Raw genomic sequence first — 26531 nt, forward strand, 5'->3', positions numbered from 1 at the left:
GAGAGGATGGACACATGTCCTCTTCCGTCGCGCGTCGTTCCAACCCCACCGCCTGGGCCGCCTTCTGGGTCGGCCTCCTCGGGCTCATCCTCATGCCGATCCCGCTGTTCATCGGCTTCGTGCTCGGGGGCGGTCTCTCGCTCGTGGCCGCCGTGCTGGTGGTGATCGCCCTGCTCAAGGGCCTCGCGCGCAGCGGCGCGGGTATCGCTCCGGTCGTCTTCGCGGGCATCTTCGTGCTGCTCACCTGGGGCGGCATCTCGCTCGGCGGCGGCATCGTCTGGTGAGCCACCCCCGCGGGCTGTCGGGCCGCGATGCACCCGCGACCGCGGGCGCCCAGCTGATTCGGCTAGCGTGAATGGTCGCAGGACACCGCGAGAGGGAGCCATGACCGACACACAGCCGCAGATCTTCGAGCCCGAGGGCCGCGCCATCCCCTACGTCGAGGATGCCGGCAGCGAGCCGGTCCTGGTGCTGATCCCGGGCTACAGCAACGTCGCGGCGCTCGGAACGCTCGCCCACGTGCTGGCCGAGGAGGACTTCCGCATCCTGCGGGTCGGCTACCGCACGGCGCAGACCGAGGGCGTCACGCTGCACGACCTGGCACAGGATGTCGTCGACGTCATGGACCACGTCGGACTCGGCGACGCCTGGGTCGGCGGTCACGCCTTCGGCGGCGCCGTCGCGCGCACCGTCTCGATCGACCACACCGACCGCGTCGATGGCGTGCTGCTGCTCGGCGCCGAGGGCGACGAGCCCCGCACCGACCTCGAGCCGCTGCAGGCGGCGGCCGCGGCATCCGTGTCGGCCGAGGAGTGGCGCGCGCTCGCCCCGACGGTTCCGGTCATGCTCATCCAGGGCGCCGACGACGAGGTGCTGCCGCCCGCGAACGGCGAGCGCCTGCAGGCCGCCGCTCCCGGCCTCGTCAGCCTCGTGACCCTCGAGGGTGGCGGGCACCTCTTCCCGGCGACGCACGCCGGCGAGGCCGCCTTCGTCATCGAGGACTACCTCGACGTCGACTGACCCGGGTGCCGAACCGGGGGCTGGGACAGGGCAGAATCGAAGGATGACCGATTCGTCGACTGCGCTCCACCCCGCCCACGCCTGCCTCATCGTGCACGGGCAGGACCAGCCGGGCATCATCGCCGCCCTGTCGGCGATGGTCACCCGCGTGGGCGGCAACATCGTCGCGTTCGACCAGTACTCCGATGACCCGACCGGTGGCGCCTATTTCTGCCGCGTGGTCTTCCACCGCCCGAACTTCGCCGTCGACCGCCCGTCGATCGAAGCCGAGATCGGCGAGACGCTCGCCGGGTTCGATCTGCAGTGGTCGCTGACCGACCAGTCGGTGCCTAAGCGCATGGCGATCCTGTCGTCGAAGCAGGACCACTGCCTGCTCGACCTGCTGTGGCGCCACCGCCGCGGCGATCTGCCCGTGACGGTACCGATGGTCGTGTCGAACCACACCACCTCGGCCGAGGACGTCCGCTCGTTCAACGTCCCGTTCTTCCACGTCCCGTCGACGCCCGGCCCCGACAAGTCGGCGTCCGAGGCCGAGATCCTGAAGCTGCTCGTCGGCAACGTCGACTTCGTCGTCCTGGCCCGCTACATGCAGATCCTGTCGTCGGACTTCCTCGAGAAGCTCGGCGTGCCCGTCATCAACATCCACCACTCGTTCCTCCCCGCCTTCATCGGCGCCGAGCCCTACAAGAAGGCCAAGGAACGCGGCGTCAAGCTCATCGGCGCGACGAGCCACTACGTCACGACCGACCTCGATGAGGGGCCGATCATCGAGCAGGACACGATCCGGGTCACCCACGCCGAGACGGCGGCCGAGCTCGCCCGCCGCGGCGCCGACGTCGAGCGTCAGGTGCTCTCGCGGGCGGTGCTGTGGCACGCGCAGGACCGCGTCATCCGACACGGCAACCACACGATCGTCTTCTGACCGCGGGCCGCGCGAGCTCGCGGGCCGGGTCTCAGCTCGCGGGCTGCACCGGCTCGAAGTCGTCGGGGCCCGTCGCGCCGGTCGGCGACAGGAAGATGCGCGTCGTGTCGCCGGGATCGGCGGGATCGAATACGAGCGGACGCGTGTCACCGATCGCCGGCACCTCGCGCGGCGCGATGAGCACCATGGTCGTGACCCAACGATCCGTGCCCACGGCGTCGGTGAACTTCGCCACCAGCGACGCGGCCATCCGCGACGCGTCATGCGCGGGAAGGGGTGCCTCGACGATCTCCGCGTCGACGCGCGAGCCGGAGGCCAGGAGGCGTGAAATGACCGCGTTGTTGCGGCGGCGCGTCGCGAGGGAGCGCACCCGCGCGATGTAGCTCAGCACGGCGAGGAGCGTGAAGAGCCCGGGCAGCCACCATTGTCCGGCGTACAGGATCCACTCGCCGACACCCCAGGTCTCGTTGCCGCCGAATGTCGGGTCGACGGCGACGCCGACGGCGTCGGGCTCGATCCACATCGTCGTCGCGATCCACGTGCCGATCGCCAGCCCGGCCAGGATCATCGTGAGCGGGCCGATCGCCGCGTAGCCCTTCTCGCGGGCGCTGAACCGGTGGTTCCACTTGCCGTACTGGCCGATGCAGACGATCAGCAGAAGGATGCCGACGGGCAGGCCCCACCCGCGCGCAGCCATGGGGACGCCGGTGTCGCGCGTGCCGAACACACTGTTGATGTTCACGACCCGGAGCTGCTCGAAGATGCCGCCGATAGCGAACCCGACGACCGCCGCAGCGGCGACCGACAGGATGCCCCAGATCAGGCTCGCGGCCAAGGCGGAGGTGGTCCCCCGATACTTGGCCTGTTCACGTCGTGCGGCTTCTCGGGGATCCAGCAAACTCACTCCCCCAGGCTAGCGCTGCCCGCGCCGGCGCTCAGGACACGGGCTGCTGCAGGTCGATGACCCATCGGTCGCCGTCATAGGGCGTCTGCAGGTAGATCTCGCGGCACGCGCCGTCGGATCGCAGTCCGCGCCGCTCCGCCTCGGCGACCAGCGCCTGCCACGCGCTCTGGATGCCAGCGAGATCGTCGGCCTCGTAGCGAAGGGTGAGCGCTCGCGGTTCGGCCGAGACGACCGCCCGCTCGAGGCCGTCGGGCACCGGAGCGTCACCGATCTGCTCGGCCGCGGCGGCGATCATGCCGTCGCCTGTTGTCATGTAGACCGCGACGCCGGGGCCCAGCCGTCGCGCACCGGCGGCATCGATGCTGTCGTTCACGCGTTGGAACATGACGCTGATCTCGTCTTCGATCTGCGCCATCTCGTCGATGCGGACCGACAGCTGAGTCAGAGTCAGCTCGGGCAGTGCGGTCTCGATGAATGTGGACACGGGTATCTCCTTCTCGATCGATCGGAGCCTCGCCTCGACCTCGTGCAGCCGCTGTACGTCCGCGGTGATCTGACCGCTCAGCTCAGCCCTCCGCTCCCGCAGGAGCGCGGCCACCGATGCCGACGACATACCGTCGTCGAGCAGCCGGCCGACCTGTTCGAGGGTGAAGCCGAGGTCCTTCAGCGCGATCAGCCGGTTGGCTCGATCGAGCTGCGACGCGGAGTATGAGCGGTAGCCCGAGGCCGGATCGACGCGATGCGGATGCAGCAGACCGAGTTGGTCGTAATGGCGCAGCATCCGCACCGACACGCCGGCCAGCCGGGCGAACTCTCCGATACTCAACATGGTGATCCCACTCGACAGCCTGACACGGTGTGAGAGTCAAGCGAACAGCGGGATCGGATCAGAAGACGTACTCCATGAGATCGAGCCCGAACGCGCGGAACGCCTCATGAGCGCGCAGGCGGTCGCTCATCGACAGGTCGTCGAACCCGACCAGGAGCGCGTACGACACCCCGGCACGGGGGCCAGCGAGCACGCCGGCCTCGGCGCGGATGCCGTCGGCGCGGCCGGTCTTGTTCACGAACAGCAGCTCGTGCTTGTCGTCGTCGTGCGCGAAGGGGTCGAGTCCCGTCACCGAGCCGACGAGCGACAGGTCGTGGTTCAGGCTCAGCCACTCCGACACCTGGGCGCTGACGCCGGGCGAGACGACGTCGGTGTTGACGAGGGCCGCGAACATCGCGGCGAGCTCGCGTGCCGTGCCGAGCGCGTAGTGCGGGGCATCGTCGGGCCCACGGGTGTCACGGAACCGGTCGAGCAGCGCCGTGCGCGGCATCCCCAGGCTCCCGACCCGGGCGCGCACCGCATCGAGACCGACCCGCTCGAGCAGGGCGTTGGCCGCGAGGGCGTCGCCCGTCGAAGCCGCGAGCACGGCGAGGTCGCCGAGCGGGAGGGCCGGTGCCACGAGGTGTCGCCAGAGTCCCGCGACGGCGACGTCGCCCACTGTCGAACGATCGACGATCTCGAGCGGGTCGAGGGTCCCGGCGTCGAACCGCGTGGCCACCTCGATCAGCAGCGGGACGATCCCCATCCCCGCGACGGGCAGCGTGACGAAGTCGTCGCCCGCGAGCACCGGTGTGCCGCGGTCGAGGTCGCTGACCCGCACGGACACCCGTGCTCCTGAAGCCGCCAGCGTGTCGAGCGCCTTCTCGGTCGACGCGAACCCCCGGCGCGGCACGCTCGAGCGACGTCGCGGACGCGCGGCGCCCCGTCGCTCCGCGCGCGAGCGGGCGGTCCCGGAGGAGGACTCGGATCCATCCACCGTCATGTTCTCGTCTCCGTCGGAGTCAGTCTGAGCGATTCGGTTCGGGTGATCACCAGATCGTGACGCGGCGATCTGGGGCGAGCCACAGCTCGTCTCCCTCGGTGACGCCGAATGCGTCGTAGAACGCATCGATGTTACGGACGATCTGGTTGCAACGGAACTCGTTCGGAGCGTGAGGGTCGATCGTGAGCAGTCGAATGGTCTCGGCGTCGCGGCCCTTCTGCTGCCAGATCTGACCCCAGCTCAGGAGCAGCCGCTGCACACCCGTGAAGCCGTCGATCACGGGACCGTCGGGCGCTTCGGCCAGCTCCTCCGGCGACATCGTCGCGGCGAGGTGGAGCCGGTAGGCCTTGAGGGCGATGCCGAGGCCACCGAGGTCGCCGATGTTCTCCCCGATGGTCAGCGCCCCGTTCACGGTGTGCTCGTCGCCGAGGCCCCGCGGCACGAGGGCGTTGTACTGCTCGATCAGGGCGCCCGTGCGCTCCTCGAAGGCAGCACGATCAGCGTCGGTCCACCAGTCGTTGAGCGCGCCGGTGCCGTCGTAGGCGCTGCCCTGGTCGTCGAACCCGTGCCCGATCTCGTGACCGATGACCGCCCCGATGCCGCCGTAGTTCGCCGCGGCATCGCGCTCGGACGAGAAGAAGGGCAGCTGCAGGATCGCCGCGGGGAACACGATCTCGTTCATCAGCGGGTTGTAGTACGCGTTGACCGTCTGCGGCGTCATGTGCCACTCGTCGCGGTCGATCGGCTGACCGAGCTTCGCCAGCTGACGCTCGTACTCCCACTCGGTGGAACGCAGCACGTTGCCCAGGAGGTCGGTGGGGTCGATCTCGAGCGCGGAATAGTCCTTCCAGCGGTCGGGGTAGCCGATCTTCGGGGTGAAGGCAGCGAGCTTCTCGAGAGCGCGCTCGCGGGTGGCCGGCGTCATCCACTCGAGCCCCGTGATCGACTGCCGGTACGCCTCGATGAGGTTGTCGACGAGGGCATCCATCTCGACTTTGGCCTGCGGCGGGAAATGCCGCTCGACGTAGATCTCGCCGACAGCCTCGCCGAGCGCCGCCTGCACGATGCTCACGCCGCGCTTCCAGCGCTCGCGGTTGACGGGCACGCCGGTGAGCTGGGTGCCGTAGAAGTCGAAGTTCTCGGCGACGAAAGCGTCGGGCAGGAACGGCGCCGAGGCGCGAACGACCTGCAAGCGCAGCCAGGCCTTCCAGTCCTCGAGGTGCTCGTCGGTCAGGAGCGTGCCGAGCCCGGAGAGGAAGCTCGGCTGATTGACGTTGATCTCGGCGAAACCGTCACGGTGCCGCGGCGCGAGCCCGTCCAGCCACGGGTCGAGGTCGACGCCGGCGAGGGTCGTCACCTCGTCCCACGTGTGCAGGTTGTAGGTCGCGACGGCGTCGCGGTTTCGCACGTTGTCCCAGTGGTGCGCGGCGAGCTCCGTCTCGAGCCGTGCGATGCGCTCGGCCTGCTCCGCGGCGTCTGCGACCCCGGCGAGCTCGAGCATGCGCTCGGCGTATCCGCGGAAGGCCGTGCGCGTCGCGGCGAAGCCGTCGAGGCGGTAGTAGCTCTCGTCGGGGAGCGACAGCCCGCCCTGCACGAAGAACACGACGTAGCGCTCGGGATTGCCCGGGTCGGGCTCGATGAAGGTACCGATCATGCCGCCGATGCCCTCGCGCTCGAGCTCGCCGACGGTGCGCAGCAGCGCCGGGATCGAGTCGACCGCGTCGACGCGCGCCAGCTGCGGTCGGAGCGGCTCGGCACCGAGCTCGTCGATGCGAGCCGTGTCCATGAAGCTCGTGAACAGGTCGCCGATCTTCCGCTGCACCGTGCCCGGCTCGGCGGTCGTCGCCTCGTCGATGATGGCGCGGACGTCGCTCTCGGCCTGCTCGGCGATGACGTGGAACGATCCCCAGCGGGCCTTGTCGTCGGGGATCTCGGTGCGCTCGAGCCAGCTGCCGTTGACGTGCCGGAACAGGTCGTCCTGCGGTCGGATCTCGGGACTCAGCTCGGCGATGTCGATGCCGGAGGGAAGGACGGGGTCGGTCATGGCACCCATGCTAGGCCGACCGGACGACACGAACTTCTGAGACCATTCAGCGTTCCGTGGTGGTACACCCCTCGGCAACCGGGATGCCGGCGAAACGATCCCTCGTCCAGTCGAACAGCTCGTCGATGAGGGGCGACGGTCGCTCGACGACCCCCGCATGCTCGAACCCCGCGTACGTGCGGAAGTCGACGTCCTGACCGGCCGCGCACATGCGGTCGACGAATGCGGCCTGGGTCTGCACCGGGATGACGCTGTCGGCCCCGCCGTGCGCCAGCAGCACGGGCGCGGTGGAGCGTAGCGGCGCCGTGTTCTCGCGCAGGTGCCGCCCGAGCACTCCGGATGCCGGCGACCGCGAGAACAGCGCCGGGTCGCGGCTCATCCCGAGAGCCGCGGCGACGGAGAGCACGATCGTCGGGTCGGACAGGCACCGCTCCGACATCTGCCGCAGCACGGTCTCCGCGCCGGGACGCACATAGTCGCGGTACTCGATCTCGGGATAGATCGACGAGAACGAGGCGAAGGCGTAGGACGCGAAGATGCTGCCGCCGGTGACACTCGAGATGCCCTGCACGAGAGCTGCGGGGTCGCTCGCCGGCGCGAGGGCGGCGACGCCCTGCACCCAGACCTCGGGAGCGTACTCACGGGCGACCGCGCCCGTCCACAGCGCCGCCGCACCGCCCTGCGAATGCCCCCACACGACGGTGCGGGCGCCGAGGTCGGCCTCCTCGAGCTCGCGCGCAGCCCGAACGGCGTCGAGCGAGGCGTGGGCGCTCGGCAGCCCGACGAGATAGGGATGCGGCCCCTCGGTGCCGAGTCCGATGTAGTCGGTGCCGACGACGGCCCAGCCCTCTTTGATGGCTCGCGGCAGCATGTAGAAGGCGCCCGCCCACAGTCCGCGCGGCTGCAGCGACGGGGCGCAGTGCTGCGCGAACCCGGTGGTCCCGTGGTTCCAGTCGATCACCGGCCATCGCCCGTCGCCCTCGCGCGGCACCGCGACGATGGCGCTCGCGACGCGGACATCTCCGTCGACGCCGGTCGTCGTGTAGAGGATCCGCCACCCTTCCGCGCTGGCCGGGATGCCGGCGTCGAACGGCTCCGCCCGCACGAGACGTCCGGGCTCGTCGGGCAGGTCACGCGGCGCCGCATAGAAGTCGTCGACGACGGTCGAGCCGTCGCGCAACGGCGCTGTCACGATCGTCGTGGTCACGGCCAGCGCGACGGAGGCGATGGCGACCACCGTCCGTCCCCAGCGCCGGCGAGGCCTGCCGTCCGGCCCCACGCGTTCGGCCACGCGGTCGTCGCGACGGCGGCGGAGCCGCGTCCAGAGGTCGACGACGCCGCTCATGATCAGCCGGGCGCCGAAGACGACGGCGGTCACGAGCAGGGTGATGTCGGGCCAGAACAGTGCGAGCGCGCCGAAGATGACGCCCGACGCGCCGAAAGCGGCGTCGGCGATGCGCGCGTCCCAGGTACGGCCACGCCCGAAGGCCGCGATGACGCCGAGGATGCCGCCACCGAGGAGAAGGATGCCGACGACGACCGCGACGACACGCACCGTCAGTCCCGGCGCGAGGAGGACGATCGCGCCGCCGAGAAGCCAGGCGACCCCCGTTGCCGTGCGCCAGCGCGGGCGGTGCGCCTCGCCCTCGCGCCCGGTGAGCTCGAGGAGGCCTGTCAGCGCCATTCCGCCGCCGATCAACCAGGCGAGGACGTCGAGAGCCGTCGTCGGACGGATGACGATGACGACGCCGAGCACGACGGCCGCTGCGGCCACGACGACGCGGACCCACGTCGGCAGCCGAGCGTGCAGGCGCGCAATCGCCAGGCGTTCGAGCAGCCGCATCCGGCGTCCTCTCCCTCGGTCGATGATCAACGGTAACCGCCGTTGCGGTGGCGTTCCGCGCGCTCGACAGCGACCCGGCGGTCGTGCAAAGGCGGGTCCGCCGGCGTCACGCCTCTAGGCTCGAGTCATGGCGCCCACGCTCAACCGCGAGATCCTGCGGCTGGCCGTTCCCGCCCTCGGCGCCCTCATCGCCGAGCCGATGTTCCTCATCGTCGACGCCGCGCTCATCGGCCACCTCGGCGTCGTGCCGCTCGCGGCGCTCGGCATCGCCGGCGCGGTGCTGCAGACGATCGTGGGGCTGATGGTGTTCCTCGCCTACGCCACGACCCCGGCGGTGGCCCGTCGCTTCGGAGCGGGCGATTCGACCAGCGCCGTCAGCGCGGGGATCGACGGGCTGTGGCTCGCGCTCGGCCTCGGCGCCGTGCTCGCGGCCGCGGGCTCGCTCGCCACGCCGCTGCTGGTCGGCATGTTCGGAGCCGGCGAGGCCGTCGCGACGGACGCCGAGACCTACCTCCGCCTGTCGATGTGGGGTCTTCCGGCGATGCTCATCGTCTTCGCCGCGACCGGGCTGCTGCGCGGCATGCAGGACACCGTCACCCCGCTGTGGATCGCCGGCCTCGGCTTCGGCGCCAACGCGGTGCTGAACGTCCTCTTCATCTACGGGTTCGGCTGGGGCATCGCCGGGTCGGCGATGGGCACCGTGATCGCCCAGTGGGGCATGGTCGGAGCCTACGTGGTCGTGATCGGCCGCCTCGCTCGCCGGCACTCGGCGTCGCTCCGGCCCCGCGCCGACGGCATGCGCGGGTCGGCGCGTCTCGGCGGCTGGCTGTTCCTCCGGACGGTCTCGCTGCGCGCGGCGCTGCTCGCGACCGTCGCCGTCGCGACCGGCCTGGGCACGAGCGAACTCGCCGGCTGGCAGGTCGCCTTCACGATCTTCTCCACCGCGGCCTTCGCGCTCGACGCGCTCGCGATCGCCGCGCAGGCGCTCATCGGGCGTGGCCTGGGTGCCGGCGACGAGGCCTTCGTCCAGCGCGTCCTCGGTCGCACCGTCGCCTGGGGCGCCTGGTTCGGCGTACTCGTCGGGGGCGTCATCGCCGCGACGTCGGGGGTCATCGGGTTGCTGTTCACCGGCGACCCGGCCGTGGCCGCCCTGATCCAGCCGGCGCTCCTCGTCCTCGCGATCGCGCAGCCCGTCTGCGGCATCGTCTTCGTCCTCGACGGGGTGCTGATGGGCGCCGGCGACGCGCGCTATCTCGCGATCGCCGGAGGCCTGAACCTCATCCCCTTCATCCCCGCTCTCCTGGTGATCGGAGCGCTGCATCCGGGCGGCGCGGCAGGCCTCGCCTGGCTCGCGGTGGCGTTCTTCGGCGTCTACATGATCGCCCGGCTGGTCACGCTGGGGTGGCGCGTGCGGCGCGGCGCGTGGCTGCGCATCGCCGTCTGAACCCCGGAGACGCGAAGCCGAACTGTGATCGGGTCGAAACCCCATTCACGTGCGAACCTCAGATTCCGCGCTTAGCGTGGCGGCATGCCGAAGCTCACCTCTGCCGCCGCCGCCGGTGCCGCCGTGCTCGTGGTCGGGATGCTCGCCTCCGGCTGCGCGCAGGAGACAGCGCCGGTCGAGATCCCGACGCGCTCCGACGACCCCCGGACGCTGCCCCGCCCCACCGCCGACGACGCCCGGCAGTGGGCTGACACCGTCATCCCCGAGAACGGGCTCGGCGGGGCGTCCTGGACCCAGCGCGAGGCCGGTGTTCTCGAGCCCGGCAGAGAGCCGATCATCTCCGTCACCGCCGGCGAAGCGCCCGCCGTCGTGACGATCGCCTGCGTCACCGGATCGGGAAGCGAGCTGGCCTACACCGTCACAGCCGACGGCACGACCATCGAGAGCGGAAAGGTGCCGTGCGCCGCCGTCGACGGCAACGCCGAGCCGCACGGCATCCGGGATGTCCCGGCCGACGCGACGGTCGAACTCAGCGCGTCGGCGACGGGTCTGTTCGTCTACGCCGTCACCCCGGACCGCCACCCGGAGCGGTGACCTCTCGCCGGTCGGTCCTCATCGAGCCCAGCGACGGCACCACTCGTACATGACCACGGCGCCCGCGGCCGATGCGTTGATGGAACGCGTCGAGCCGTACTGCGTGATCTCGACGACGACGGATGCCGCAGCCACGGCCTCGGGCGACAGCCCCGGCCCCTCCTGACCGAACATCAGGACGGCCCGCTCGGGCAGGTCGGCGCGGTCCACCGGAACCGACCCCGGGACGTTGTCGACCGCGACGATCGGGAGGTCATTCTCACGTGCCCACGCCGCGAAGGAGGCCACATCCTCGTGGTGGCGGACGTGCTGGTAGCGATCGGTCACCATCGCGCCCCGGCGGTTCCACCGCCGCCGTCCCACGATGTGGACCTCCGCCGCGCCGAAGGCGTTCGCGCTGCGCACGATCGAGCCGATGTTCATGTCGTGCTGCCAGTTCTCGATCGCGACGTGGAAGGGATGCCGGTGCTCGTCGAGGTCGGCCACGATCGCCTCGAGCCGCCAATAGCGGTAGTGGTCGACGACGTTCCGGCGGTCACCGTCGGCCAGCAGCTGCGGGTCGTACCGGGGGTCGTCAGGCCACGCGTCCGGACCGCCCGGCCACGGCCCCACGCCGACCGGCAGCTGCGGTTCCGCGTCGACGCCGTCGCGGTCGCCGCTCGCGTCGGCGGGGTCGGGGCGGGTCACCGGGACAGGCTATCCCGCCGCCGCGGATAATCTGGAGTGTGCCCTCCCCCGCCGTCGACGACTACCTGAAGACGATCTACCACCACACCGAGTGGCAGCCGGCGCCGATCACCCCCTCGCAGCTCGCGGCGACGCTCGGGCTCGCGCCGTCGACGGTCACGGAGATGGTCCGCAAGCTCGCCGCTCAGGACCTCGTGTCGCATCGCCCGTACGGACCGGTGGCCCTGACCGAAGCCGGCCGGCGGCGTGCGGCATCCATCATCCGGCGTCACCGCCTCATCGAGACCTGGCTCGTCCGCGAGTTCGGCTACGCCTGGGACGAGGTCCACGACGAGGCCGAGGTGCTCGAGCACACCATCAGCGACCGGCTGCTCTCGGGCATCGCCGAACGGCTCGGCGATCCCCGGTTCGATCCGCACGGCGACGCGATCCCGGACGCCGACGGCGAGGTCCATCGCGAACCGTTCGTGCTGCTCGCCGAAGCGGCGATCGGCCACGAGGGCCGCATCCTTCGCGTGAGCGACCGTGATCCCGCCCTGTTGCGCACGCTCGAGGGCCACGGCGTCGACGTGGGCCACACCCTGACGGTCAGCGGACGCGACAGCGTGCGGCTCGACGGCGGCGGTTCCGTCGTGCTGCCACCCGGTGCCGCCGCGGCCATCTGGGTCACCGCCTGAGCGCGATCAGCTCTTCGCGCGCGTCCGGCTCGCCTTCAGATACGGCCACGGCGTGCGCGTCGTGTGCTCGCAGTACGACCACAGGCGCGCGGCGATGTCCGGATCGCGCGTGATCGCCGCGGGCGTCGCGACGCGCGGCTCGCCCCGGAGCACACCGGCCGGCCCGTAATACTCGCCGCCCGCGGCATCCGGGTCGACGAGAGCGCGCACGAGCGCCCACGCCCCCCGTTCCTTGGACTGCGTCACGGCGACCTGCAGGTTGTCGGTGAAACGCGTCATCCGCGACGGCTCGTTGATGCCGGCGATGCCGCGGGTGCGCCCGCTCGTGGAATAGCCGGGGTGGGCGACCAGGCTCGAGACCGGCACGCTCGCCGCCCGCAGGCGCTCGTCGGCCTCGAGGCCGAGTGAGGTCGTGGCGACCTTCGACTGCACGTATGCGCGCCAGGGCGAGTAGTCGCTCTCGAGCTCGATGTCGGTCGGGTCGTACTTCCAGATCGATGTCGACACCGAGCCGACCCAGACCATGCGGCCGCGGCCGGCGGCGAGCGCGATGAGCAGCTCCCCCGCGAGCGCGTAGTGGCCGAGGACGTTGGTGGCGAACACCAGCTCGTGACCGTCGGGGGTCGTGCGGCGCTGACGCGGCGGATGCACCACCCCGGCGTTCAGGAGCAGGCCGTGGAGGGGCTTTCGGCCGCGAGCGGTCGCCGCCGCTGCCCGCACGGAGCCCAGGTTGCTCGTATCGAGCAGCAGCGTCTCGACCGATCCCACCCCGTCGGGCAGGGCTCGCACGACCGAGGCGCGCGCCGTCGCGAGCCGCTGCGGGCTGCGGCCGGTCATGATGACGTGGGCCCCGGCCGAAGCGAGCTGCAGACTGGCGAAATACCCGAGTCCCGCGTTGGAGCCCGTGACGAGATACCGCTTGCCCGACAGGTCGGGCAGCTTGCGGGGATTCCAGTCGTCGTGGGCCACGAGTGAAGACTACGGCCGGATCGCCACAGCTAGGCTGGGGCCATGCGGACACGCGCCGATATCGAGTGCTGGCTCACGGACATGGACGGCGTTCTCGTCCACGAGAACCACCCCATCCCGGGGGCGGCGGAACTGCTCGCGCAGTGGCGCGAGACGGGCACGCCGTTCCTCGTGCTGACCAACAACCCCTTCTTCACGCCCCGAGACCTCAGCGCGCGTCTCGCGCGGTCGGGGCTGGAGGTGCCGGAGGACCGTATCTGGACGTCGGCGCTCGCGACGGCGGACTTCCTGCGTTCGCAGCATCCGGGCGGCTCGGCGTTCGTGATCGGCGAGGCGGGCCTCACCACCGCCCTCCACGAGGCCGGCTACATCATGACCGAGACCGACCCCGACTACGTCGTGGTGGGCGAGACGCGCAACTACTCCTTCGACGCCATCACGAAGGCGATCCGGTTCATCAACGCCGGCGCGCGGTTCATCATCACCAACCCGGATGCCACGGGCCCCACCCCGGAGGGCGTCGTTCCGGCGACCGGTTCGTTCGCGGCCCTCATCTCGCACGCGACCGGGAAGAGCCCGTACGTCGTCGGCAAGCCGAACCCCATGATGTTCCGTTCGGCGATGAACCGCATCGGAGCGCACTCCGAGAACACCGGCATGATCGGCGACCGCATGGACACCGACGTCGTGGCGGGCATCGAAGCGGGTCTGCACACCGTGCTCGTGCGCACCGGCATCTCGGACGACGCCGAGATCGAGCGGTACCCGTTCCGCCCCGACGAGATCCTCGACTCCGTCGCCGATCTGCTCGAGACGGAGCCGTACGAGACCGAGGATCCGGGCATCCTGTGAACGAGTTCGAGCAGAACCTCCTGCTGATCAGCGTCGCGCTCATGCTCACGACGACCCTCGTGGTCGTCATCGTGCAGTTCGTCCGGCGGCGCCGCGACGGGGACGACGACTGATGTCGATCGTCCTCGCGCTCACCGGTCTCGCGATCCTGCTGATCGCGCTGATCATCTTCGTGCGCAACCAGCAGATCGGCACCGACGGCACCAATCGCGGGTCGACCCGTCGCGGCATCATCCTGCTCATGTTCTTCGGCCTGCTGCTCGGCCTCGCGTCGCAGCTGCCCGTCTTCCAGAGCTGAGCCCGGATCGGCCGCCGGGAGTCAATCGAGGACCGCGGTCGCCTCCACCTCGACGAGGACGTCGGGCTCGAAGAGGTAGTCCACCCCGATGAGCGAGGCCGGCGGCATCGGTGTGGGCAGCCCGATCTCCGCGGCCACATCGTGGACGCCCGCCATGAAGTCGGCGATGCGGTCGGGCGCCCACCCCGTGACGTAGAAGGCCAAGCGGACCACATCGGCGAACCCCGCGCCGGCGCTCTCCAGCGCGGCGTGGGTGTTGCGGAGGGCGTGCGCGACCTGACCGGTGAGATCGCCGGGAGCCACCGACCTGCCGTCGGCGGTTCGGGCGATCTGGCCGGCGACGTGGACCTGGCGCGCGCCGGTGGCAACGGCGACGTGGTGGTACGGAACGGCCTGCATCAGCGAGTCGGGCGACGACAGGTGAACGGTCATGGTGAAGCTCCTTGCATCGTTATTGGTATCTCATGGATACATGGTGCTCGGAAGTCACTTCAACGAGACTGGGTAGCGTGACCGATACCACCCCCGCCGACGCAGACCGATTCGAGATCGCGGCCCCGCATCGCGACCTGCTCGACCAGGTACTCGACAGGTGGTCGCTCGCGGTGCTGAACGAGCTGTGCGACGCGCCCGCCCGGTTCAGCGCCCTCAGGCGCGCGATCCCCGCCGTCACGCAGAAGTCGCTGACCGCGACTCTGCGGCGGCTCGAGCGCAACGGCATCGTGGAACGCGTCGTACTCAGCACCCGGCCGGTCGCCGTGGAGTACCGGGTCACAGCGCTCGGCAAGACCCTGCGCCCGCCCGTCGACGTCATCCTCGCGTGGGCGCAGGAGCATATGCCGCGCATCGAGGACGCGCGTCGCCGCTTCGACGAGGCGATGGATGCGACGCTCGGGTTCGGGTCCGGGGTCGTTCAGACCGCGCCGGCGGGCACCTCGTCGAGGAACGGGTAGTCGATGTAGCCCTCGGCGGTCGAGCCGTAGAAGAGCTCGGGGCGCGCCTCGTTGAGCTCCGCCCGCTGCTCCCACCGGGCCGCCAGATCGGGGTTGGCGATCACGGGGCGACCGACGGCGACGGCATCCGTCCAGTCGGCGATCACGAGGGTCTCGGCCTCCTCGCGGGTCGTCGGAGATCCGAAGCCCGAGTTGAGGATGAAGGGGGCGGCGGCCGTGCGACGGGTGTGCTGCACGAGCTCGCCCGTCGGGTCGGCGCTGAGCACATCGACGAACGCGAGCCCGAGGGGGGCGAGCCCCTCGGCGACAGCCGTGTAGGTCGCGCGGGCGTCGGCGTCGTCGTGCTCGAGCACACCCTGGATGTTGTGCTGCGGCGAGAGCCGGATGCCGGTGCGGTCGGCGCCCACGGCAGCGGCTACGGCCCGGGTGACCTCGACCGCGAAGCGCGCGCGGTTCGCGGGCGATCCGCCGTACTCGTCGTCGCGCACGTTGGAGACGGGCGAGAGGAACTCGTGCACGAGGTATCCGTTCGCGCCGTGGACCTCGACACCGTCGAGCCCCGCCGCGAGCGCGTTGCGCGCGGCCTGCGCGAACTGCTCGACGACCTCGGGCACCTCCGCCGCGGTCAGCGCGTGCGCGATCGGCATGTCGGCCTTGCCCTTCGGGGTGCGGGTCTGCCCGGGCGCAGCCAGCGCGCTCGGGCCCACGACTCGGTCGGCACCGGTGATGTCGGGGTGCGACACGCGTCCGCCGTGCATCAGCTGCATGACGATGGTGCCGCCGGCCTCATGGACGGCGTCGGCGATGCGTCGCCAGCCCGCGATCTGTTCCTCGGTCTGGATGCCGGGCTGCCCGGGGTACGACTTGCCCTCCACGACAGGCCACGTGCCCTCGGTGATGATGAGGCCCTGCCCCGCGCGCTGGCGGTAGTACTCGACCATGACGTCGGTGGGAACACCGTCCTCGCCCGCGCGGGTGCGCGTGAGCGGCGCCATGACGACGCGGTTCGACAGGTTCAGGGCACCGAAGACGGCGGGCTCGTACAGGCTCATACTGAACCACAACCGCCCAGGCCCCGCGCGCTATTCCTCGGCGGCTGCGGTTCACCTGGCAGCTCATGCCCCCTCACGCAGCCCGAAGCGGCGGATGCTGCCAGGTGAAGCGCCTTACTGCGGGGCGAGGCCCAGGTCGTCGAGGTCGATCGCGGCGAGCCACTGCAGCCCGGCCTCCTCGACCGCTGCCTGGGCGCCGGTCTTGCGGTCGACGATGACGGCCACCGCGACGGGCTCAGCGCCCTCGCGCCGCAGCGCCTCGACGGCCTTGAGTGCGGACTGGCCGGTGGTCGAGGTGTCCTCGACGACGACGACGCGCTTGCCTGCGACATCCGCGCCCTCGACCTGCCGACCGCGGCCGTGGTCCTTGGGCTCCTTGCGCACGACGAACGCATCGAGGGGGCGGCCCGCGCGCACCGACTCGTGCATGACGGCGTTCGCGATCGGGTCGGCGCCGAGGGTGAGGCCGCCGACCGCGACGACGCCGTCGACGTCCGAGATGAGGTCGAGCATGATGCGGCCGATCGCCGGCGCGGCGCGGTGGTCGAGCGTCAGCCGACGCATGTCGACGTAGTACGTCGCCTTCTTGCCGCTCGAGAGGGTGAAGTCGCCGTGGAACACCGCCTCGTCCTGGATCAGCCGGATGAGATCCTGGCGGTCGGCTTCGAGCTCGGGCGTGCCTGCGACGGTCATGACCCCGAGTCTACGAGCGGGTCGCCCCGGCGCGACGCCGTCGCTCAGACCACGACGAGGTCGACATCGCGCAGCTCGCCCTCGTCGACCGTGAGCGTGAGGAACGTCTTGTGAGGCTGGCGACGCCGGTCGGTGGGCGAGCCCGGGTTGAGCAGCCGGAGTCCGCGCGGGGTCGTCGTGTCCCACGGGATGTGGCTGTGGCCGAAGACGAGCACGTCGTCATCGGAGTAGACGGCGTCCATCCGTCGCTCGCGCCCCGCCGCGGCGCCGGTCTCGTGCACGACGGCGAACCGCACCCCCTCGATCGTTCGACGCGCCACCTCGGGCAGTCGCGACCGCAGGTCGGCTCCGTCGTTGTTGCCCCACACCCCCAGCACCTCGCCGTGCCGCTCGAGCTCGTCGAGGACGGATGCCGCGACCCAGTCCCCCGCGTGCACGATGAGGTCGGCCGCGTCGGCCGCGGCGAGCACGGCATCCGGCAGGGCCCGCGCCCGCCCGGGGACATGCGTATCGGCGATGAGCAGCAATGTCGTGGCCATCCCCCGACGGTATCCGGATGCCGCGCAGCGGGCGAGGTCCGAGCCGCCGAATAGGCTGGGGGCATGCGTCTTGCCACCTGGAACGTGAACTCGATCCGCGCTCGCGTCGACCGGATCGTCGGCTTCGCGGTGAACGAAGACATCGACGTCCTGGCGATGCAGGAGATCAAGTGCAAGCCCGAGCAGTTCCCGATGGAGCAGTTCGAGGCGGCCGGCTACCACGTCGAGCTTCACGGCCTGAACCAGTGGAACGGCGTCGCGATCGCCAGCCGCGAGCCGATGACCGACGTGCAGATCGGGTTTCCCGGGATGCCGGGATTCCTCAAGGGCCACGAGGGCCCCGACGCGCCGCAGGAGGCGCGGGCCATCGCCGCGACCGTCGGCGGCGTCCGCGTCTGGAGCCTCTACGTCCCGAACGGCCGGTCGCTCGATGACCCGCACTACGTCTACAAGCTCCACTGGCTGCAGGCGCTCGAGCAGTACACGCGCGACACCCTGGCCGCATCCCCCGGCCTCGCCCTGGCGCTCACCGGCGACTTCAACATCTGCCCCACCCCCGAGGATGTCGGCGACCCGACCCTCGTCGAGGGCGTGACGACCCACGTCTCGCCGCCCGAGCGCGCCGCGTTCCAGGCGCTGCTCGACGCCGGCCTCTCCGACACCGTGCGCCCGCTGGTGCCGACCGGCTTCACCTACTGGGACTACAAGCAGCTGCGGTTCCCCCGCAACGAGGGCCTGCGCATCGACTTCATCCTCGGCTCGTCCGCGTTCGCCGATGCCGTCACCGGCGCCGCGATCCACCGCGATCAGCGCAAGGGGGAAGCGCCGAGCGATCACGTCCCCGTCGTCGTCGACCTCGTCCTCGACGGCGACGACGATGACGACCGTCCGATGATCTTCTGATCGTCGCGCCGGCCGTCCGGCTCCCCCGCTCGGGGGATGTCGCACCCCTGCGCGCACCGTAGCGTGGAGGTCATGCCCGTGGCCTCCCCCGTACCCGACGAGCGTCTCGCCGCGACCCCCGAGCAACTGCGCAACGACCTGTGGCTCGCCGCCGCGCTGCTCGTGAGCGCGATCCTCAGCACCTGGCTCGGCAGTGTCGCGCAGGTCTGGGGCGACGACTCACCGCACCTCGGCTGGGGCCTGCTCTACAGCGTGGCGCTGACGGCGCCGCTCGCGCTGCGTCGCCGCATCCCCGAGGTCGCGCTGATCGTCGTCGCTGTCGTCTACTTCGTCGGCATGTCGGTGCACATCCCCGAGATGTACGTCGGCAGCATCGCCCTCTTCATCGCGATGTACTCGGTCGGCGCGTGGGTGGTCGACCGGCGGCGGGCCCTGATCGTCCGCGTCGTGGTCATCATCGGCATGTTCTTCTGGCTGCTCGCGGCGATGTTCCAGGCGGCCAGCGAACAGGGCAGCGACAGCGCCGCGGAGTTCTCGCTGTTCTCCCCCGTCGCGGCGATGATGATGCTGCAGTTCCTCTTCAACGTCGTCTTCTTCGCCGGCGCCTTCGCGTTCGGCGAGCGCGCCTACGCGGGCGCGCTCAGCCGCGAGGAGCTCGAACAGCGCACGCGTGAGCTCGAGCACGAGCGCGAGATCACCGCGGCGCAGGCGGTGGCGCTCGACCGCGTCCGCATCGCACGCGAGCTCCATGACGTCGTGGCGCACCACGTCTCGGCGATGGGCGTGCAGGCCGGCGCCGCGCGCACGGTGCTCGATCGCGATCCCGAGGCGGCGCGACGCGCGCTCACCGTGGTCGAGGAATCGGCACGGGCGTCGCTGACGGAGCTCCGCCAGCTGCTCGAGACGCTGCGGACCCCGGATGCCGCGGCACCGCATGATTCGACGCTGCGGCTCGACGCGATCGCCGAGCTGGCCCGGTACTCGGAGGAGAACGGGATGCCGACCACCTTCACCGTCGTCGGCGAACCGGTCACGGCGTCCGAGGTCGCGCAGGTGAACCTCTACCGCATCGCCCAGGAGGCGCTCACGAACGCGCGCCGCCATGGCGGGCCCGACGCGCGCGCCGACGTGCGGCTGCGCTTCGACGGCGACGAGATCGAGCTCGAGATCGCCAATGACGGCCGCGTGCGCTTCGGGGCGACGCCGGGCCTCGGCCTCGTGGGCATGCGCGAGCGCGCGGCGGCATCGGGCGGCTGGCTCGAGGCGGCACCCCGTCCTCGCGGCGGCTTCCTCGTCCGGGCCCGTGTTCCCGCGAGCGCGCGGTCGTCCCACCCGAGCACCCAGGGGGTTCTCGCGTGAGCACGCCCACCTCGCCCGCGCCCTCCACGCCCACCTCGGTGGTGCTCGTCGACGACCATGCCGTCATGCGGGCCGGTTTCCGCATGATCCTCGAGGCGAGCGGCGACATCGCCGTCGTGGGCGAGGCCGGCGACGGCGCGGAGGCCGTCGAGACGGTCGCACGCCTGCAGCCGGACGTCGTCTTCATGGATGTCCAGATGCCCGTCCTCGACGGACTCGAGGCGACCCGCCGCATCGTCGCCGACCCTCGCAATTCCAGCGCGGTCGTCGTCGTGACGACCTTCGACCGCGACGACTACCTGTTCCAGGCGTTGCAGGCCGGAGCCAGCGGCTTCCTGCTGAAGAACGCGGGACCCGAGGAGCTCGCCGCCGCCGTGCGGGTGGCCGCCGCCGGTGACGCCCTCCTCGCTCCGGAGGTCACCCGACGGGTCATCGAGCGATTCGCGGGCGGCCCACCCGACGCGACCTCCGCGGCCACCGAAGCACCCGCCGCGCCGCAGGCGTCGACTCCCGCCGATCACGGCCTCACCGAGCGCGAGGCGGAGGTGCTGCGCCTCCTCGCGCGGGCGCTCAGCAACGCCGAGATCGCGCGAGAGCTCTTCATCGGCGACGCCACGGTGAAGACGCACGTGTCGAACATCCTGATCAAGCTCGGCGCACGCGACCGCGTGGCCGCCGTCGTCCTGGCCCACCGCAACGGCTGGGCCTGACCAGCCGCGAGCTCAGGCCGGGTCGGAGACGGGCGAGAGCGAGGGGCGCGGCACGGGCATCGAGAGGGGCCGCACCGCGCGCGGCATCGCGATGCGCCAGAGCGCCTGGATGCTCCAGATGAACAGTGCGACCAGGAGCACGTTCCGGGCGAGAAGCAGGCTCGCCGCGAACGGGTCGGCGTGCACGAGCGGCATGTAGAAGATCGGGAAGACGAGCGTCGTCAGGAAGCTCGTCACGGCCATCCACTTCGCGGGCGTCCGCCACCGCTCGGGGTCGATGAGCAGCCCCACGACGACGATCGGGGCGAGCCACAGCATGTACTGCGGAGAGCCGACCTTGTTGAAGACGATCAGCGCGGCGGTGAGGGCGAAGGCGCCCAGCACCATGAGGCGGCCCTCCGCGCGCTCGACGCGCTGGGCGCCGGCGACCCAGGTCATCCGGGCTCGCACGAGCAGCAACGCGATCGCGGCGAACGCGGCGATCATGAGCCAGCCGACGACCTCGCCGGCAGCCATCGCCCCGTGCCCGATCACCTCGCGGGTGGCGAGCTCGTAATTCTGCTGGATGCGCGCTCCGGGCAGCTCCCAGATCGTCGCCCACACCCACGGCGTCGCGACGGGCGCTTCGAGCTGCGGGGCACGAGTCCCTTGGATCGTGAGGAAGCTGAAGAGGTTCGATGCGCCCCCGGCGAGAACCACCGCGATCATGATGACGACGCTCGCCACGCCACCGCCCACGGCGATCCACCAGCGGCTCCGGCACACCGCGACCACCGCAGCCGCGATGGCGGCCGGCCACACCTTGATCCAGGTGGCGAGCGCGATGAGCGCTCCGGCGACGACGGGGCGCCGCGAGACCCAGACGAGTCCCGCGATGGCGAGCGGAGCAGCGAAACCCTCCAGGCGCAGCATCGACACGGGGGCGAGGAGCAGGATGCTGAGCAGCCAGTACCAAGCGGCCGGATAGGCCGAGCGACGTTGCAGCCGCGCCCCGGCGATCGCGGCGAGGGCGAGCCAGTTGGCGCCGGCGAGCATGAGCAGCCAGACGAGCTGGTACAGGTAGGGGCCCAGCGCGATCGGCGCGACGATCGGCAGCAGCGCGCCCGCCGGATACACCCACTCGAAGTCGATGATGGGCCAGGTTCCCTGCACGGCATCCTGCGCCCACTGCCGGTACAGCGGGAGGTCGCCCTCCGTGCCGCCCGCGATGATCAGCGGCAGGAGGGCGAGGATGTAGGCCGCGTGGAAGGCCACGAAACCGGTGACGAGACCCCGACGGGTTCGGCCGAATGCCGCCAGTCGCTGGCGGCGCGTCGGGCGGCGGGGGGATGCCGGAAGAGACGTCACCCGGGCATCATAGGCCCCGCGCATATCTGCCCGATGAACGCCGAGGTGGCCGCTGTGGCGTACCGCCGGCCGGCTCAGCGCCGGTGCGCCGCGCGCCCGCCGTGCCCCGCCAGCGCATCGGCTGCGCCCACCAGCGCGAGGTGCGACAGCGCCTGCGGCGTGTTTCCCGCCTGGCGCCCGTCGGTGACGTCGTACTCCTCCGACAGGAGCCCGACGTCGTTGGCGAGTCCGCCCAAGCGGTCCATGAGCCGGGTGGCGTCGTCGATGCGTCCGGTCGCCGCGTACTGCTCGACGAGCCAGAACGAGCAGGCGAGGAAGGGATGCTCGGTGCCGGCGAGACCGTCGACGCCGGCCTCGGTGCGGTAGCGCATCACCAGGCCCTCGCGCAGCAGCGTGCTCTCGATGCGCGCGACGGTCGCGAGCATGCGCGGATCGTCGGGAGCGCAGAACCCGACGGCCGGAAGCAGCAGCAGCGACGCGTCGACCTCGTCGGTGCGGAAGTGCTGCGTGAAGTGCCCGCCCGCGGCATCCACGCCCTGCTCGTCGATCTCGGCGCGGACGCGGTCGCGCAGGGCCCGCCAGCGATCGGGATCGCCGTTCAACCCGTGCTCCTCGACGGCGCGGACGCCCCGATCGAGGGCAGCCCAGACCATCGCCCGCGAGTGGGTGAACATCTGCGGTTCACCCCGGATCTCCCAGATACCGTGATCGGGCCGGTCGAGCCAGGCGACGACCTGATCGAGCAGCGCCCGCTGCAACGCCCACGAGAACGAGGTCTCGGTGACGCCGGCGAGCCGGGCGGCCTCGAGGGCGACCATCACCTCGCCGATGACGTCGGCCTGATACTGGTCGACCGCGCCGTTGCCGACGCGCACCGGCGCGGATCCCGCGTAGCCGGGCAGGCTCTCCAGCTCGCGCTCGGGCAGGTCGCGCTCGCCCGCGATGCCGTACATGATCTGCACGTCGGCGGGATCGCCCGCGACCGCCCGCAGCAGCCAGTCGCGCCAGCGCGCGGCCGCCTCGAGATAGCCGTGCGAGATGTAGGCCTCGAGAGTCAGGGCAGCGTCACGCAGCCATACGTACCGGTAGTCCCAGTTGCGCGAACCACCGAAATCCTCCGGCAGAGAGGTCGTCGCGGCGGCGACGATGCCGCCCGTCTCGGCGTGGGTGAGCGCCCGCAGCACGAGCATGGAACGCAGCACCCGGTCGCCCCACCGCCCGCCGTCGCGGATACGCCGCGCCCAAGTCGTCCACCACCCGCGCGTGCGCTCGAGGGCGCCGTCGACGTCGAAGGGCTGCGGGATGTCGCGGTACGAGGCCTCCCAGCGCAGCACCGAGTCGACGGTGCGCCCCGCCTCGACACGGAACTCGCCCCGGTGCATCGTGTCCCGGGCGACGAGCCGGGGCCCGCGCAGCGTGACGGCATCCGGCCCGGCCACCGCGAGCAGGACGCCCATCGGGCGGGCATCCGACGTGTCGGCCGCACCGATCTGCCGCACCCAGGGCACCGCCCGCGCATAGTCGAACCGCAGCCGCACCTCGCTCACGAAGTCGACTTCGCCCGCGACACCGACGACGCGCCGGACGACCGCATCGACCCCGTCGAGGACCGGCATGAACTCGTGCACCTCGGCGACACCGGCGGCACACTCCCACCGGGTCACGAGCACGAACGTGTCGCCGTCGTAGCGCCGCGTCGCGGTCGCGTCCGGGTCGCGTGGCCGCAGGCTCCAGCATCCGTGCGAGCTGTCGCCGAGCAGGGCGCCGAAGATGGAGCCGGAGTCATAGCGGGGAAGGCACAGCCAGTCGAGGTCGCCCCGGTCGGACACGAGCGCCGCACTGCGGCAGTTGCTGAGGAGGGCGTAGCGCTCGATCGGTGCGGGCATGCTCGCATCATCGCGGTCGGGGGTCGGATCCGCCAACACGGCGATTCGCGGATGCTGGTTAGGCGAGGCTATCCTTCTGCGGTGCGTCATCGTCTCCTCGCCAGTCTCGCCATCGTTCCGCTGGCCGCTCTCGCTCTCGCGGGCTGCGGCGCATCGGAGGTCGTCCCGGCCGGCGCGGCGGGCCCGGCCGGCAACGGAGAGACGTCCTACCCCCTGACGGTCGAGAACTGCGGCCGCTCCATCACCGTCGACGCGGCGCCCCAGCGCATCGTCTCGCTGGACCAGAACTCCACCGAGATCCTGCTCTCGCTCGGGCTGGAGGACCGCATCGTGGGCACGGCGTCGTGGACCGACCCGATCCTTCCCTCGCTCGCCGAGGCGAACCAGAACGTGCCCCGCCTGGCCGACAACGCCCCCACCTACGAGGTCACGCTCGGCGCCGACCCCGACTTCGTCACTGCCTCGTTCGGACGACACTTCACGCAGGGCGGCGTCGCGACCCGCGACCGGTTCGATGAGACGGGCATCGGAAGCTACCTCTCGCCGACCGACTGCGACAACGGCGTCAGCATCAACGGCGGTGGCACCCGCACCACCCCGCTCACCGTCGACGCGCTCTATCAGGAGATCACCGAGCTGGGTCGGATCTTCGACGTCTCCGATCGGGCCGAGAAGCTCGTCGACGATCTGCGCTCGCGCGCTGCGGCCGCGACGGAGGGCATCGACGCCTCGGGCGCCACCGTCGCCTTCTGGTTCGCCGACACCAAGACCCCGTACGTCGCCGGCGGGCTCGGCTCGGCTGCGCTGCTCGCGGCGACCACCGGGTTCGCCAACGTGTACGCCGATGCCGACGACGACTGGCCCGCGACCACCTGGGAGGACCTCGTCGACCGCGATCCGCAGGTGCTCGTCCTCGGCGATCTGCAACGCGATCGCTTCCCCGGCGACCGGCTCGACGACAAGATCGCGTTCCTCGAGTCGGATCCCGTAACGCGCACGATCGATGCCGTGCGCAACAAGCGCTACATCGCGCTGCATGGCGCCGAGCTCAACCCCTCGATCCGCTTCGTCGACGGGCTCGAGAAGATCGAGAGCTGGATGGACGAGCACCGGGACGAGCTCTGAGCGTGCGCACCCGCGGACCCGTCGCCACGGCCGGGTTGCTCGGGGGCGGCATCCTGCTGCTCGTCGTGTCGGTCGGCGTCGCGATCACCCTCGGCCCGGCCGACATCCTGCTCGTCAACGTCCGCGACATCGTCACCAACCACCTGGGCCTCACCGACATCCCCGTCAAGACCGCGAAAGACGCGATCGTCTGGGAGGAGCGACTGCCCCGCGCGTTGGTCGCCGCGGCGTGCGGTGCGGGGCTCGGGCTCTGCGGCGTCATCATGCAGTCGCTGCTGCGGAACCCCCTCGCCGAGCCGTTCATCCTCGGCATCTCGTCCGGCGCCTCGACCGGTGCCGTCGCGATCGGCGTGCTCGGCCTCGGCGGCGCCGCGCTCGGCCTCTCCGGCGGGGCCTTCATCGGAGCGCTCGTCGCTTTCGCGGTGGTGCTGCTGCTCGCACGCCTCGCCGGGGGCGGGAACGACCGTGTCGTCCTGGCCGGAGTCGCGAGCACGCAGCTGTTCTCGGCACTCACGTCTCTCGTGATCTTCGCGTTCGCCGACGCCGATGAGACGCGCGGGGTCATGTTCTGGCTCCTCGGCTCGCTCGAGGGCATCCGCTGGGACGACGTCGTGCTGTGCACCGTCGTCGTCGCGCTGGGCTCCCTGCTGTGCCTGCGCTACGCCTCGGCCCTCGACGCCTTCGTCTTCGGCGATGAGGTCGCGGCCTCCCTGGGCATCCACATCGCACGCACGCGCGGCATCCTGCTCGTCACGACCGCGCTGATCACGGCCACCCTCGTGAGCGTCGCCGGCGCGATCGGCTTCGTCGGTCTCGTCCTGCCCCACATGGCACGCCTGCTCGTCGGGTCGCGCCACGGGCGTCTCATCCCCACCACGATCGTCGCGGGGGCGATCTTCATGGTGTGGGTGGATGCCGGGTCGCGCGTCGCCTTCTCGCCCACGCCGCTGCCCGTCGGCGTCGGGACCGCCCTGGTCGGCGTGCCCGTCTTCATCGTTCTGCTCGCCCGCCGGAGGAACCGCGCATGACCCTCGCCGCACGCGACGTGTCGTGGACGCGCTCGGGCACGCTCGTCGTCGACGGCGTGAGCGTGCGCCCCGAACCGGGGCAGACCCTGGGCCTGCTCGGGCCCAACGGATCGGGCAAGTCGTCGCTTCTCCGGCTGCTGCACGGGCTCGTCCGCCCGACTGCAGGACTCGTGACCCTCGACGACGAAGACCTGGCCTCCCTCGGTCGGCGCCGAGTCGCGCGCACCGTGGCCGCCGTCACGCAGCACGCCGACACGGAGGTCGACATCACCGTGCGCGAGATCGTGCGCCTCGGGCGCATCCCGCACCGGACCGCGTTCGGCGGCGACCCGGCGGCGGACGAGGCCGCGATCGATCGTGCCCTGGAGCACGTCGGCCTGGCTGATCGGGCCGACCGCATGTGGCACACGCTCTCGGGCGGCGAGCGCCAGCGCGCGCAGATCGCCCGCGCTCTCGCTCAGGAGCCGCGCGAGCTGCTGCTCGACGAGCCCACCAACCACCTCGACATCCGTCATCAGCTCGATCTGCTCGAGCTCGTCTGCGGCCTGCCGGTGACCTGCGTCGTCGCGATCCACGATCTGAACCTCGCGGCGATGTACTGCGATGCCGTGATGGTGCTGCAGTCGGGCCGGGTCGTCGCCGCGGGCGCCCCCGCCGAGGTGCTGACCGCCGAGCTCATCGCCGACGTCTACGGCGTGGCCGCCGAGGTCACCCGGGACCCACGGGGCGGGCATCCGGTCATCACCTTCCTGCGCCGCTGACGCGGTCGTCGTCTGCCCCACTCCCCCGTGCGGCTCCCCCGCCGGGCGGGGCCGCACGGCCCACGATCCGCCGTACGGGGGATCCGCCCGACCCCGCCCGCTCCCTAGCG

The 26531-nt window shown here is 71.2% G+C and carries 28 protein-coding genes; 15 read left to right on the forward strand and 13 right to left on the reverse strand.

Annotated elements, in window-relative coordinates; translation table 11 throughout:
• Positions 1-14: 14 nt before the first annotated feature.
• The 3 genes from ACLBWJ_RS07195 (at position 15) to purU (ending at position 1942) form a co-directional block, all read left to right on the forward strand.
• A complete protein-coding gene (locus tag ACLBWJ_RS07195) occupies positions 15-284 on the forward strand; it encodes a hypothetical protein (protein WP_112616153.1) in 270 nt (89 codons plus the stop codon).
• Between the two features lie 100 nt (positions 285-384).
• Entirely contained in the window at positions 385-1020 is a 636-nt protein-coding gene (locus tag ACLBWJ_RS07200) for an alpha/beta fold hydrolase (protein WP_112616151.1), read from the forward strand.
• A 43-nt stretch (positions 1021-1063) separates the two neighbouring features.
• Complete coding sequence (purU, locus tag ACLBWJ_RS07205; protein WP_114589060.1) at positions 1064-1942, forward strand: formyltetrahydrofolate deformylase; 879 nt, start codon at positions 1064-1066, stop codon at positions 1940-1942.
• Between the two features lie 31 nt (positions 1943-1973).
• Here purU and ACLBWJ_RS07210 read toward each other — a convergent pair whose 3' ends face one another.
• The 5 genes from ACLBWJ_RS07210 to ACLBWJ_RS07230 all read right to left on the reverse strand — a co-directional run bounded on the left by ACLBWJ_RS07210 (position 1974) and on the right by ACLBWJ_RS07230 (position 8544).
• Positions 1974-2846 (reverse strand): hypothetical protein, encoded by an 873-nt coding sequence (locus tag ACLBWJ_RS07210; protein ID WP_269267066.1) that lies wholly within the window; start codon positions 2844-2846, stop codon positions 1974-1976.
• 31 nt (positions 2847-2877) lie between these two features.
• Positions 2878-3675, reverse strand: a complete 798-nt coding sequence (locus ACLBWJ_RS07215; protein ID WP_354451439.1) for a MerR family transcriptional regulator — start codon at positions 3673-3675, stop codon at positions 2878-2880.
• Between the two features lie 58 nt (positions 3676-3733).
• The gene (locus ACLBWJ_RS07220) at positions 3734-4495 is read right to left on the reverse strand and encodes a serine hydrolase (RefSeq protein WP_447660089.1); all 762 of its coding nucleotides are present in this window, start codon (positions 4493-4495) and stop codon (positions 3734-3736) included.
• A gap of 208 nt (positions 4496-4703) precedes the next feature.
• Positions 4704-6701: a M13 family metallopeptidase gene (locus tag ACLBWJ_RS07225; RefSeq protein WP_282501967.1), complete on the reverse strand. Its 1998-nt coding sequence runs from the start codon at positions 6699-6701 to the stop codon at positions 4704-4706.
• Between the two features lie 46 nt (positions 6702-6747).
• Complete coding sequence (locus ACLBWJ_RS07230) at positions 6748-8544, reverse strand: alpha/beta fold hydrolase (protein WP_447659986.1); 1797 nt, start codon at positions 8542-8544, stop codon at positions 6748-6750.
• 127 nt (positions 8545-8671) lie between these two features.
• On the opposite strand from ACLBWJ_RS07230, the gene ACLBWJ_RS07235 reads away from it, so the two are divergent.
• The gene (locus ACLBWJ_RS07235; protein WP_282501966.1) at positions 8672-9988 is read left to right on the forward strand and encodes an MATE family efflux transporter; all 1317 of its coding nucleotides are present in this window, start codon (positions 8672-8674) and stop codon (positions 9986-9988) included.
• Positions 9989-10072: 84 nt separating this feature from the next.
• Positions 10073-10582: a hypothetical protein gene (locus ACLBWJ_RS07240; RefSeq protein ID WP_114589054.1), complete on the forward strand. Its 510-nt coding sequence runs from the start codon at positions 10073-10075 to the stop codon at positions 10580-10582.
• Between the two features lie 18 nt (positions 10583-10600).
• On the opposite strand, the gene ACLBWJ_RS07245 is transcribed toward ACLBWJ_RS07240, so the two are convergent.
• Positions 10601-11269, reverse strand: a complete 669-nt coding sequence (locus tag ACLBWJ_RS07245) for a TrmH family RNA methyltransferase (RefSeq protein ID WP_407667123.1) — start codon at positions 11267-11269, stop codon at positions 10601-10603.
• Positions 11270-11307: 38 nt separating this feature from the next.
• On the opposite strand from ACLBWJ_RS07245, the gene ACLBWJ_RS07250 reads away from it, so the two are divergent.
• Positions 11308-11946 carry a metal-dependent transcriptional regulator gene (locus ACLBWJ_RS07250; protein WP_114589053.1) on the forward strand — a complete coding sequence of 213 codons (639 nt, stop codon included), beginning with the start codon at positions 11308-11310 and terminating at the stop codon, positions 11944-11946.
• A 6-nt stretch (positions 11947-11952) separates the two neighbouring features.
• On the opposite strand, the gene ACLBWJ_RS07255 is transcribed toward ACLBWJ_RS07250, so the two are convergent.
• Positions 11953-12915, reverse strand: coding sequence for an SDR family NAD(P)-dependent oxidoreductase (locus ACLBWJ_RS07255; protein ID WP_112616129.1), 963 nt, complete (start codon positions 12913-12915; stop codon positions 11953-11955).
• A 42-nt stretch (positions 12916-12957) separates the two neighbouring features.
• Between ACLBWJ_RS07255 and ACLBWJ_RS07260 the strand changes: the two genes are divergently transcribed.
• Positions 12958-13767 (forward strand): HAD-IIA family hydrolase, encoded by an 810-nt coding sequence (locus ACLBWJ_RS07260; RefSeq protein WP_112616127.1) that lies wholly within the window; start codon positions 12958-12960, stop codon positions 13765-13767.
• 112 nt (positions 13768-13879) lie between these two features.
• On the forward strand, positions 13880-14065 hold the full coding sequence (locus ACLBWJ_RS07265; protein WP_112616125.1) for a hypothetical protein: 186 nt from the start codon (positions 13880-13882) through the stop codon (positions 14063-14065).
• 21 nt (positions 14066-14086) lie between these two features.
• On the opposite strand, the gene ACLBWJ_RS07270 is transcribed toward ACLBWJ_RS07265, so the two are convergent.
• Positions 14087-14497 carry a RidA family protein gene (locus ACLBWJ_RS07270; RefSeq protein ID WP_282501965.1) on the reverse strand — a complete coding sequence of 137 codons (411 nt, stop codon included), beginning with the start codon at positions 14495-14497 and terminating at the stop codon, positions 14087-14089.
• Positions 14498-14574: 77 nt separating this feature from the next.
• Between ACLBWJ_RS07270 and ACLBWJ_RS07275 the strand changes: the two genes are divergently transcribed.
• Entirely contained in the window at positions 14575-15018 is a 444-nt protein-coding gene (locus ACLBWJ_RS07275) for a winged helix-turn-helix transcriptional regulator (protein ID WP_447659987.1), read from the forward strand.
• On the opposite strand, the gene ACLBWJ_RS07280 is transcribed toward ACLBWJ_RS07275, so the two are convergent.
• The 3 genes from ACLBWJ_RS07280 to ACLBWJ_RS07290 all read right to left on the reverse strand — a co-directional run bounded on the left by ACLBWJ_RS07280 (position 14979) and on the right by ACLBWJ_RS07290 (position 17302).
• On the reverse strand, positions 14979-16070 hold the full coding sequence (locus tag ACLBWJ_RS07280; RefSeq protein WP_282501963.1) for an alkene reductase: 1092 nt from the start codon (positions 16068-16070) through the stop codon (positions 14979-14981). The two genes, ACLBWJ_RS07275 and ACLBWJ_RS07280, sit on opposite strands and share 40 nt — an antisense overlap.
• A 114-nt stretch (positions 16071-16184) precedes the next feature.
• Positions 16185-16763 (reverse strand): orotate phosphoribosyltransferase, encoded by a 579-nt coding sequence (pyrE, locus tag ACLBWJ_RS07285; RefSeq protein ID WP_112616119.1) that lies wholly within the window; start codon positions 16761-16763, stop codon positions 16185-16187.
• A gap of 44 nt (positions 16764-16807) precedes the next feature.
• Positions 16808-17302, reverse strand: a complete 495-nt coding sequence (locus ACLBWJ_RS07290; RefSeq protein WP_274178243.1) for a metallophosphoesterase family protein — start codon at positions 17300-17302, stop codon at positions 16808-16810.
• A gap of 63 nt (positions 17303-17365) precedes the next feature.
• Between ACLBWJ_RS07290 and ACLBWJ_RS07295 the strand changes: the two genes are divergently transcribed.
• The 3 genes from ACLBWJ_RS07295 (at position 17366) to ACLBWJ_RS07305 (ending at position 20274) form a co-directional block, all read left to right on the forward strand.
• Positions 17366-18205, forward strand: a complete 840-nt coding sequence (locus ACLBWJ_RS07295; protein ID WP_274178242.1) for an exodeoxyribonuclease III — start codon at positions 17366-17368, stop codon at positions 18203-18205.
• A 72-nt stretch (positions 18206-18277) separates the two neighbouring features.
• Positions 18278-19564 (forward strand): sensor histidine kinase, encoded by a 1287-nt coding sequence (locus ACLBWJ_RS07300; protein WP_323987148.1) that lies wholly within the window; start codon positions 18278-18280, stop codon positions 19562-19564.
• Entirely contained in the window at positions 19561-20274 is a 714-nt protein-coding gene (locus ACLBWJ_RS07305) for a response regulator (RefSeq protein ID WP_404568336.1), read from the forward strand. The genes ACLBWJ_RS07300 and ACLBWJ_RS07305 overlap by 4 nt, the downstream gene beginning before the upstream one ends.
• Before the next feature lie 12 nt (positions 20275-20286).
• On the opposite strand, the gene ACLBWJ_RS07310 is transcribed toward ACLBWJ_RS07305, so the two are convergent.
• Together ACLBWJ_RS07310 and ACLBWJ_RS07315 are read right to left on the reverse strand one after the other, a co-directional pair.
• Positions 20287-21621, reverse strand: a complete 1335-nt coding sequence (locus ACLBWJ_RS07310) for a hypothetical protein (protein WP_274178239.1) — start codon at positions 21619-21621, stop codon at positions 20287-20289.
• 74 nt (positions 21622-21695) lie between these two features.
• A complete protein-coding gene (locus tag ACLBWJ_RS07315) occupies positions 21696-23507 on the reverse strand; it encodes a glycoside hydrolase family 15 protein (RefSeq protein WP_323987146.1) in 1812 nt (603 codons plus the stop codon).
• Positions 23508-23588: 81 nt separating this feature from the next.
• On the opposite strand from ACLBWJ_RS07315, the gene ACLBWJ_RS07320 reads away from it, so the two are divergent.
• The 3 genes from ACLBWJ_RS07320 to ACLBWJ_RS07330 are packed head-to-tail and all read left to right on the forward strand — an operon-like array spanning position 23589 to position 26421.
• Positions 23589-24632 (forward strand): ABC transporter substrate-binding protein, encoded by a 1044-nt coding sequence (locus ACLBWJ_RS07320; protein ID WP_323987144.1) that lies wholly within the window; start codon positions 23589-23591, stop codon positions 24630-24632.
• Between the two features lie 2 nt (positions 24633-24634).
• Positions 24635-25660, forward strand: a complete 1026-nt coding sequence (locus tag ACLBWJ_RS07325) for a FecCD family ABC transporter permease (RefSeq protein WP_258524604.1) — start codon at positions 24635-24637, stop codon at positions 25658-25660.
• A complete protein-coding gene (locus ACLBWJ_RS07330; RefSeq protein WP_447659988.1) occupies positions 25657-26421 on the forward strand; it encodes an ABC transporter ATP-binding protein in 765 nt (254 codons plus the stop codon). The genes ACLBWJ_RS07325 and ACLBWJ_RS07330 overlap by 4 nt, the downstream gene beginning before the upstream one ends.
• The last annotated feature ends 110 nt before the right edge of the window (positions 26422-26531 follow it).

This window comes from Microbacterium sp. M4A5_1d (assembly GCF_053345465.1).

Coding starts and splice junctions, on each gene's coding strand:
- ACLBWJ_RS07195 (WP_112616153.1), top strand. CDS start 15: ATGTCCTCTTCCGTCGCGCGTCGTTCCAACCCCACCGCCTGGGCCGCC.
- ACLBWJ_RS07200 (WP_112616151.1), top strand. CDS start 385: ATGACCGACACACAGCCGCAGATCTTCGAGCCCGAGGGCCGCGCCATC.
- ACLBWJ_RS07235 (WP_282501966.1), top strand. CDS start 8,672: ATGGCGCCCACGCTCAACCGCGAGATCCTGCGGCTGGCCGTTCCCGCC.
- purU (WP_114589060.1), top strand. CDS start 1,064: ATGACCGATTCGTCGACTGCGCTCCACCCCGCCCACGCCTGCCTCATC.
- ACLBWJ_RS07260 (WP_112616127.1), top strand. CDS start 12,958: ATGCGGACACGCGCCGATATCGAGTGCTGGCTCACGGACATGGACGGC.
- ACLBWJ_RS07315 (WP_323987146.1), bottom strand. CDS start 23,507: ATGCCCGCACCGATCGAGCGCTACGCCCTCCTCAGCAACTGCCGCAGT.
- ACLBWJ_RS07295 (WP_274178242.1), top strand. CDS start 17,366: ATGCGTCTTGCCACCTGGAACGTGAACTCGATCCGCGCTCGCGTCGAC.
- ACLBWJ_RS07240 (WP_114589054.1), top strand. CDS start 10,073: ATGCCGAAGCTCACCTCTGCCGCCGCCGCCGGTGCCGCCGTGCTCGTG.
- ACLBWJ_RS07265 (WP_112616125.1), top strand. CDS start 13,880: ATGTCGATCGTCCTCGCGCTCACCGGTCTCGCGATCCTGCTGATCGCG.
- ACLBWJ_RS07330 (WP_447659988.1), top strand. CDS start 25,657: ATGACCCTCGCCGCACGCGACGTGTCGTGGACGCGCTCGGGCACGCTC.
- ACLBWJ_RS07290 (WP_274178243.1), bottom strand. CDS start 17,302: ATGGCCACGACATTGCTGCTCATCGCCGATACGCATGTCCCCGGGCGG.
- ACLBWJ_RS07300 (WP_323987148.1), top strand. CDS start 18,278: ATGCCCGTGGCCTCCCCCGTACCCGACGAGCGTCTCGCCGCGACCCCC.
- ACLBWJ_RS07225 (WP_282501967.1), bottom strand. CDS start 6,701: ATGACCGACCCCGTCCTTCCCTCCGGCATCGACATCGCCGAGCTGAGT.
- ACLBWJ_RS07270 (WP_282501965.1), bottom strand. CDS start 14,497: ATGACCGTTCACCTGTCGTCGCCCGACTCGCTGATGCAGGCCGTTCCG.
- ACLBWJ_RS07280 (WP_282501963.1), bottom strand. CDS start 16,070: ATGAGCCTGTACGAGCCCGCCGTCTTCGGTGCCCTGAACCTGTCGAAC.
- ACLBWJ_RS07215 (WP_354451439.1), bottom strand. CDS start 3,675: ATGTTGAGTATCGGAGAGTTCGCCCGGCTGGCCGGCGTGTCGGTGCGG.
- pyrE (WP_112616119.1), bottom strand. CDS start 16,763: ATGACCGTCGCAGGCACGCCCGAGCTCGAAGCCGACCGCCAGGATCTC.
- ACLBWJ_RS07230 (WP_447659986.1), bottom strand. CDS start 8,544: ATGCGGCTGCTCGAACGCCTGGCGATTGCGCGCCTGCACGCTCGGCTG.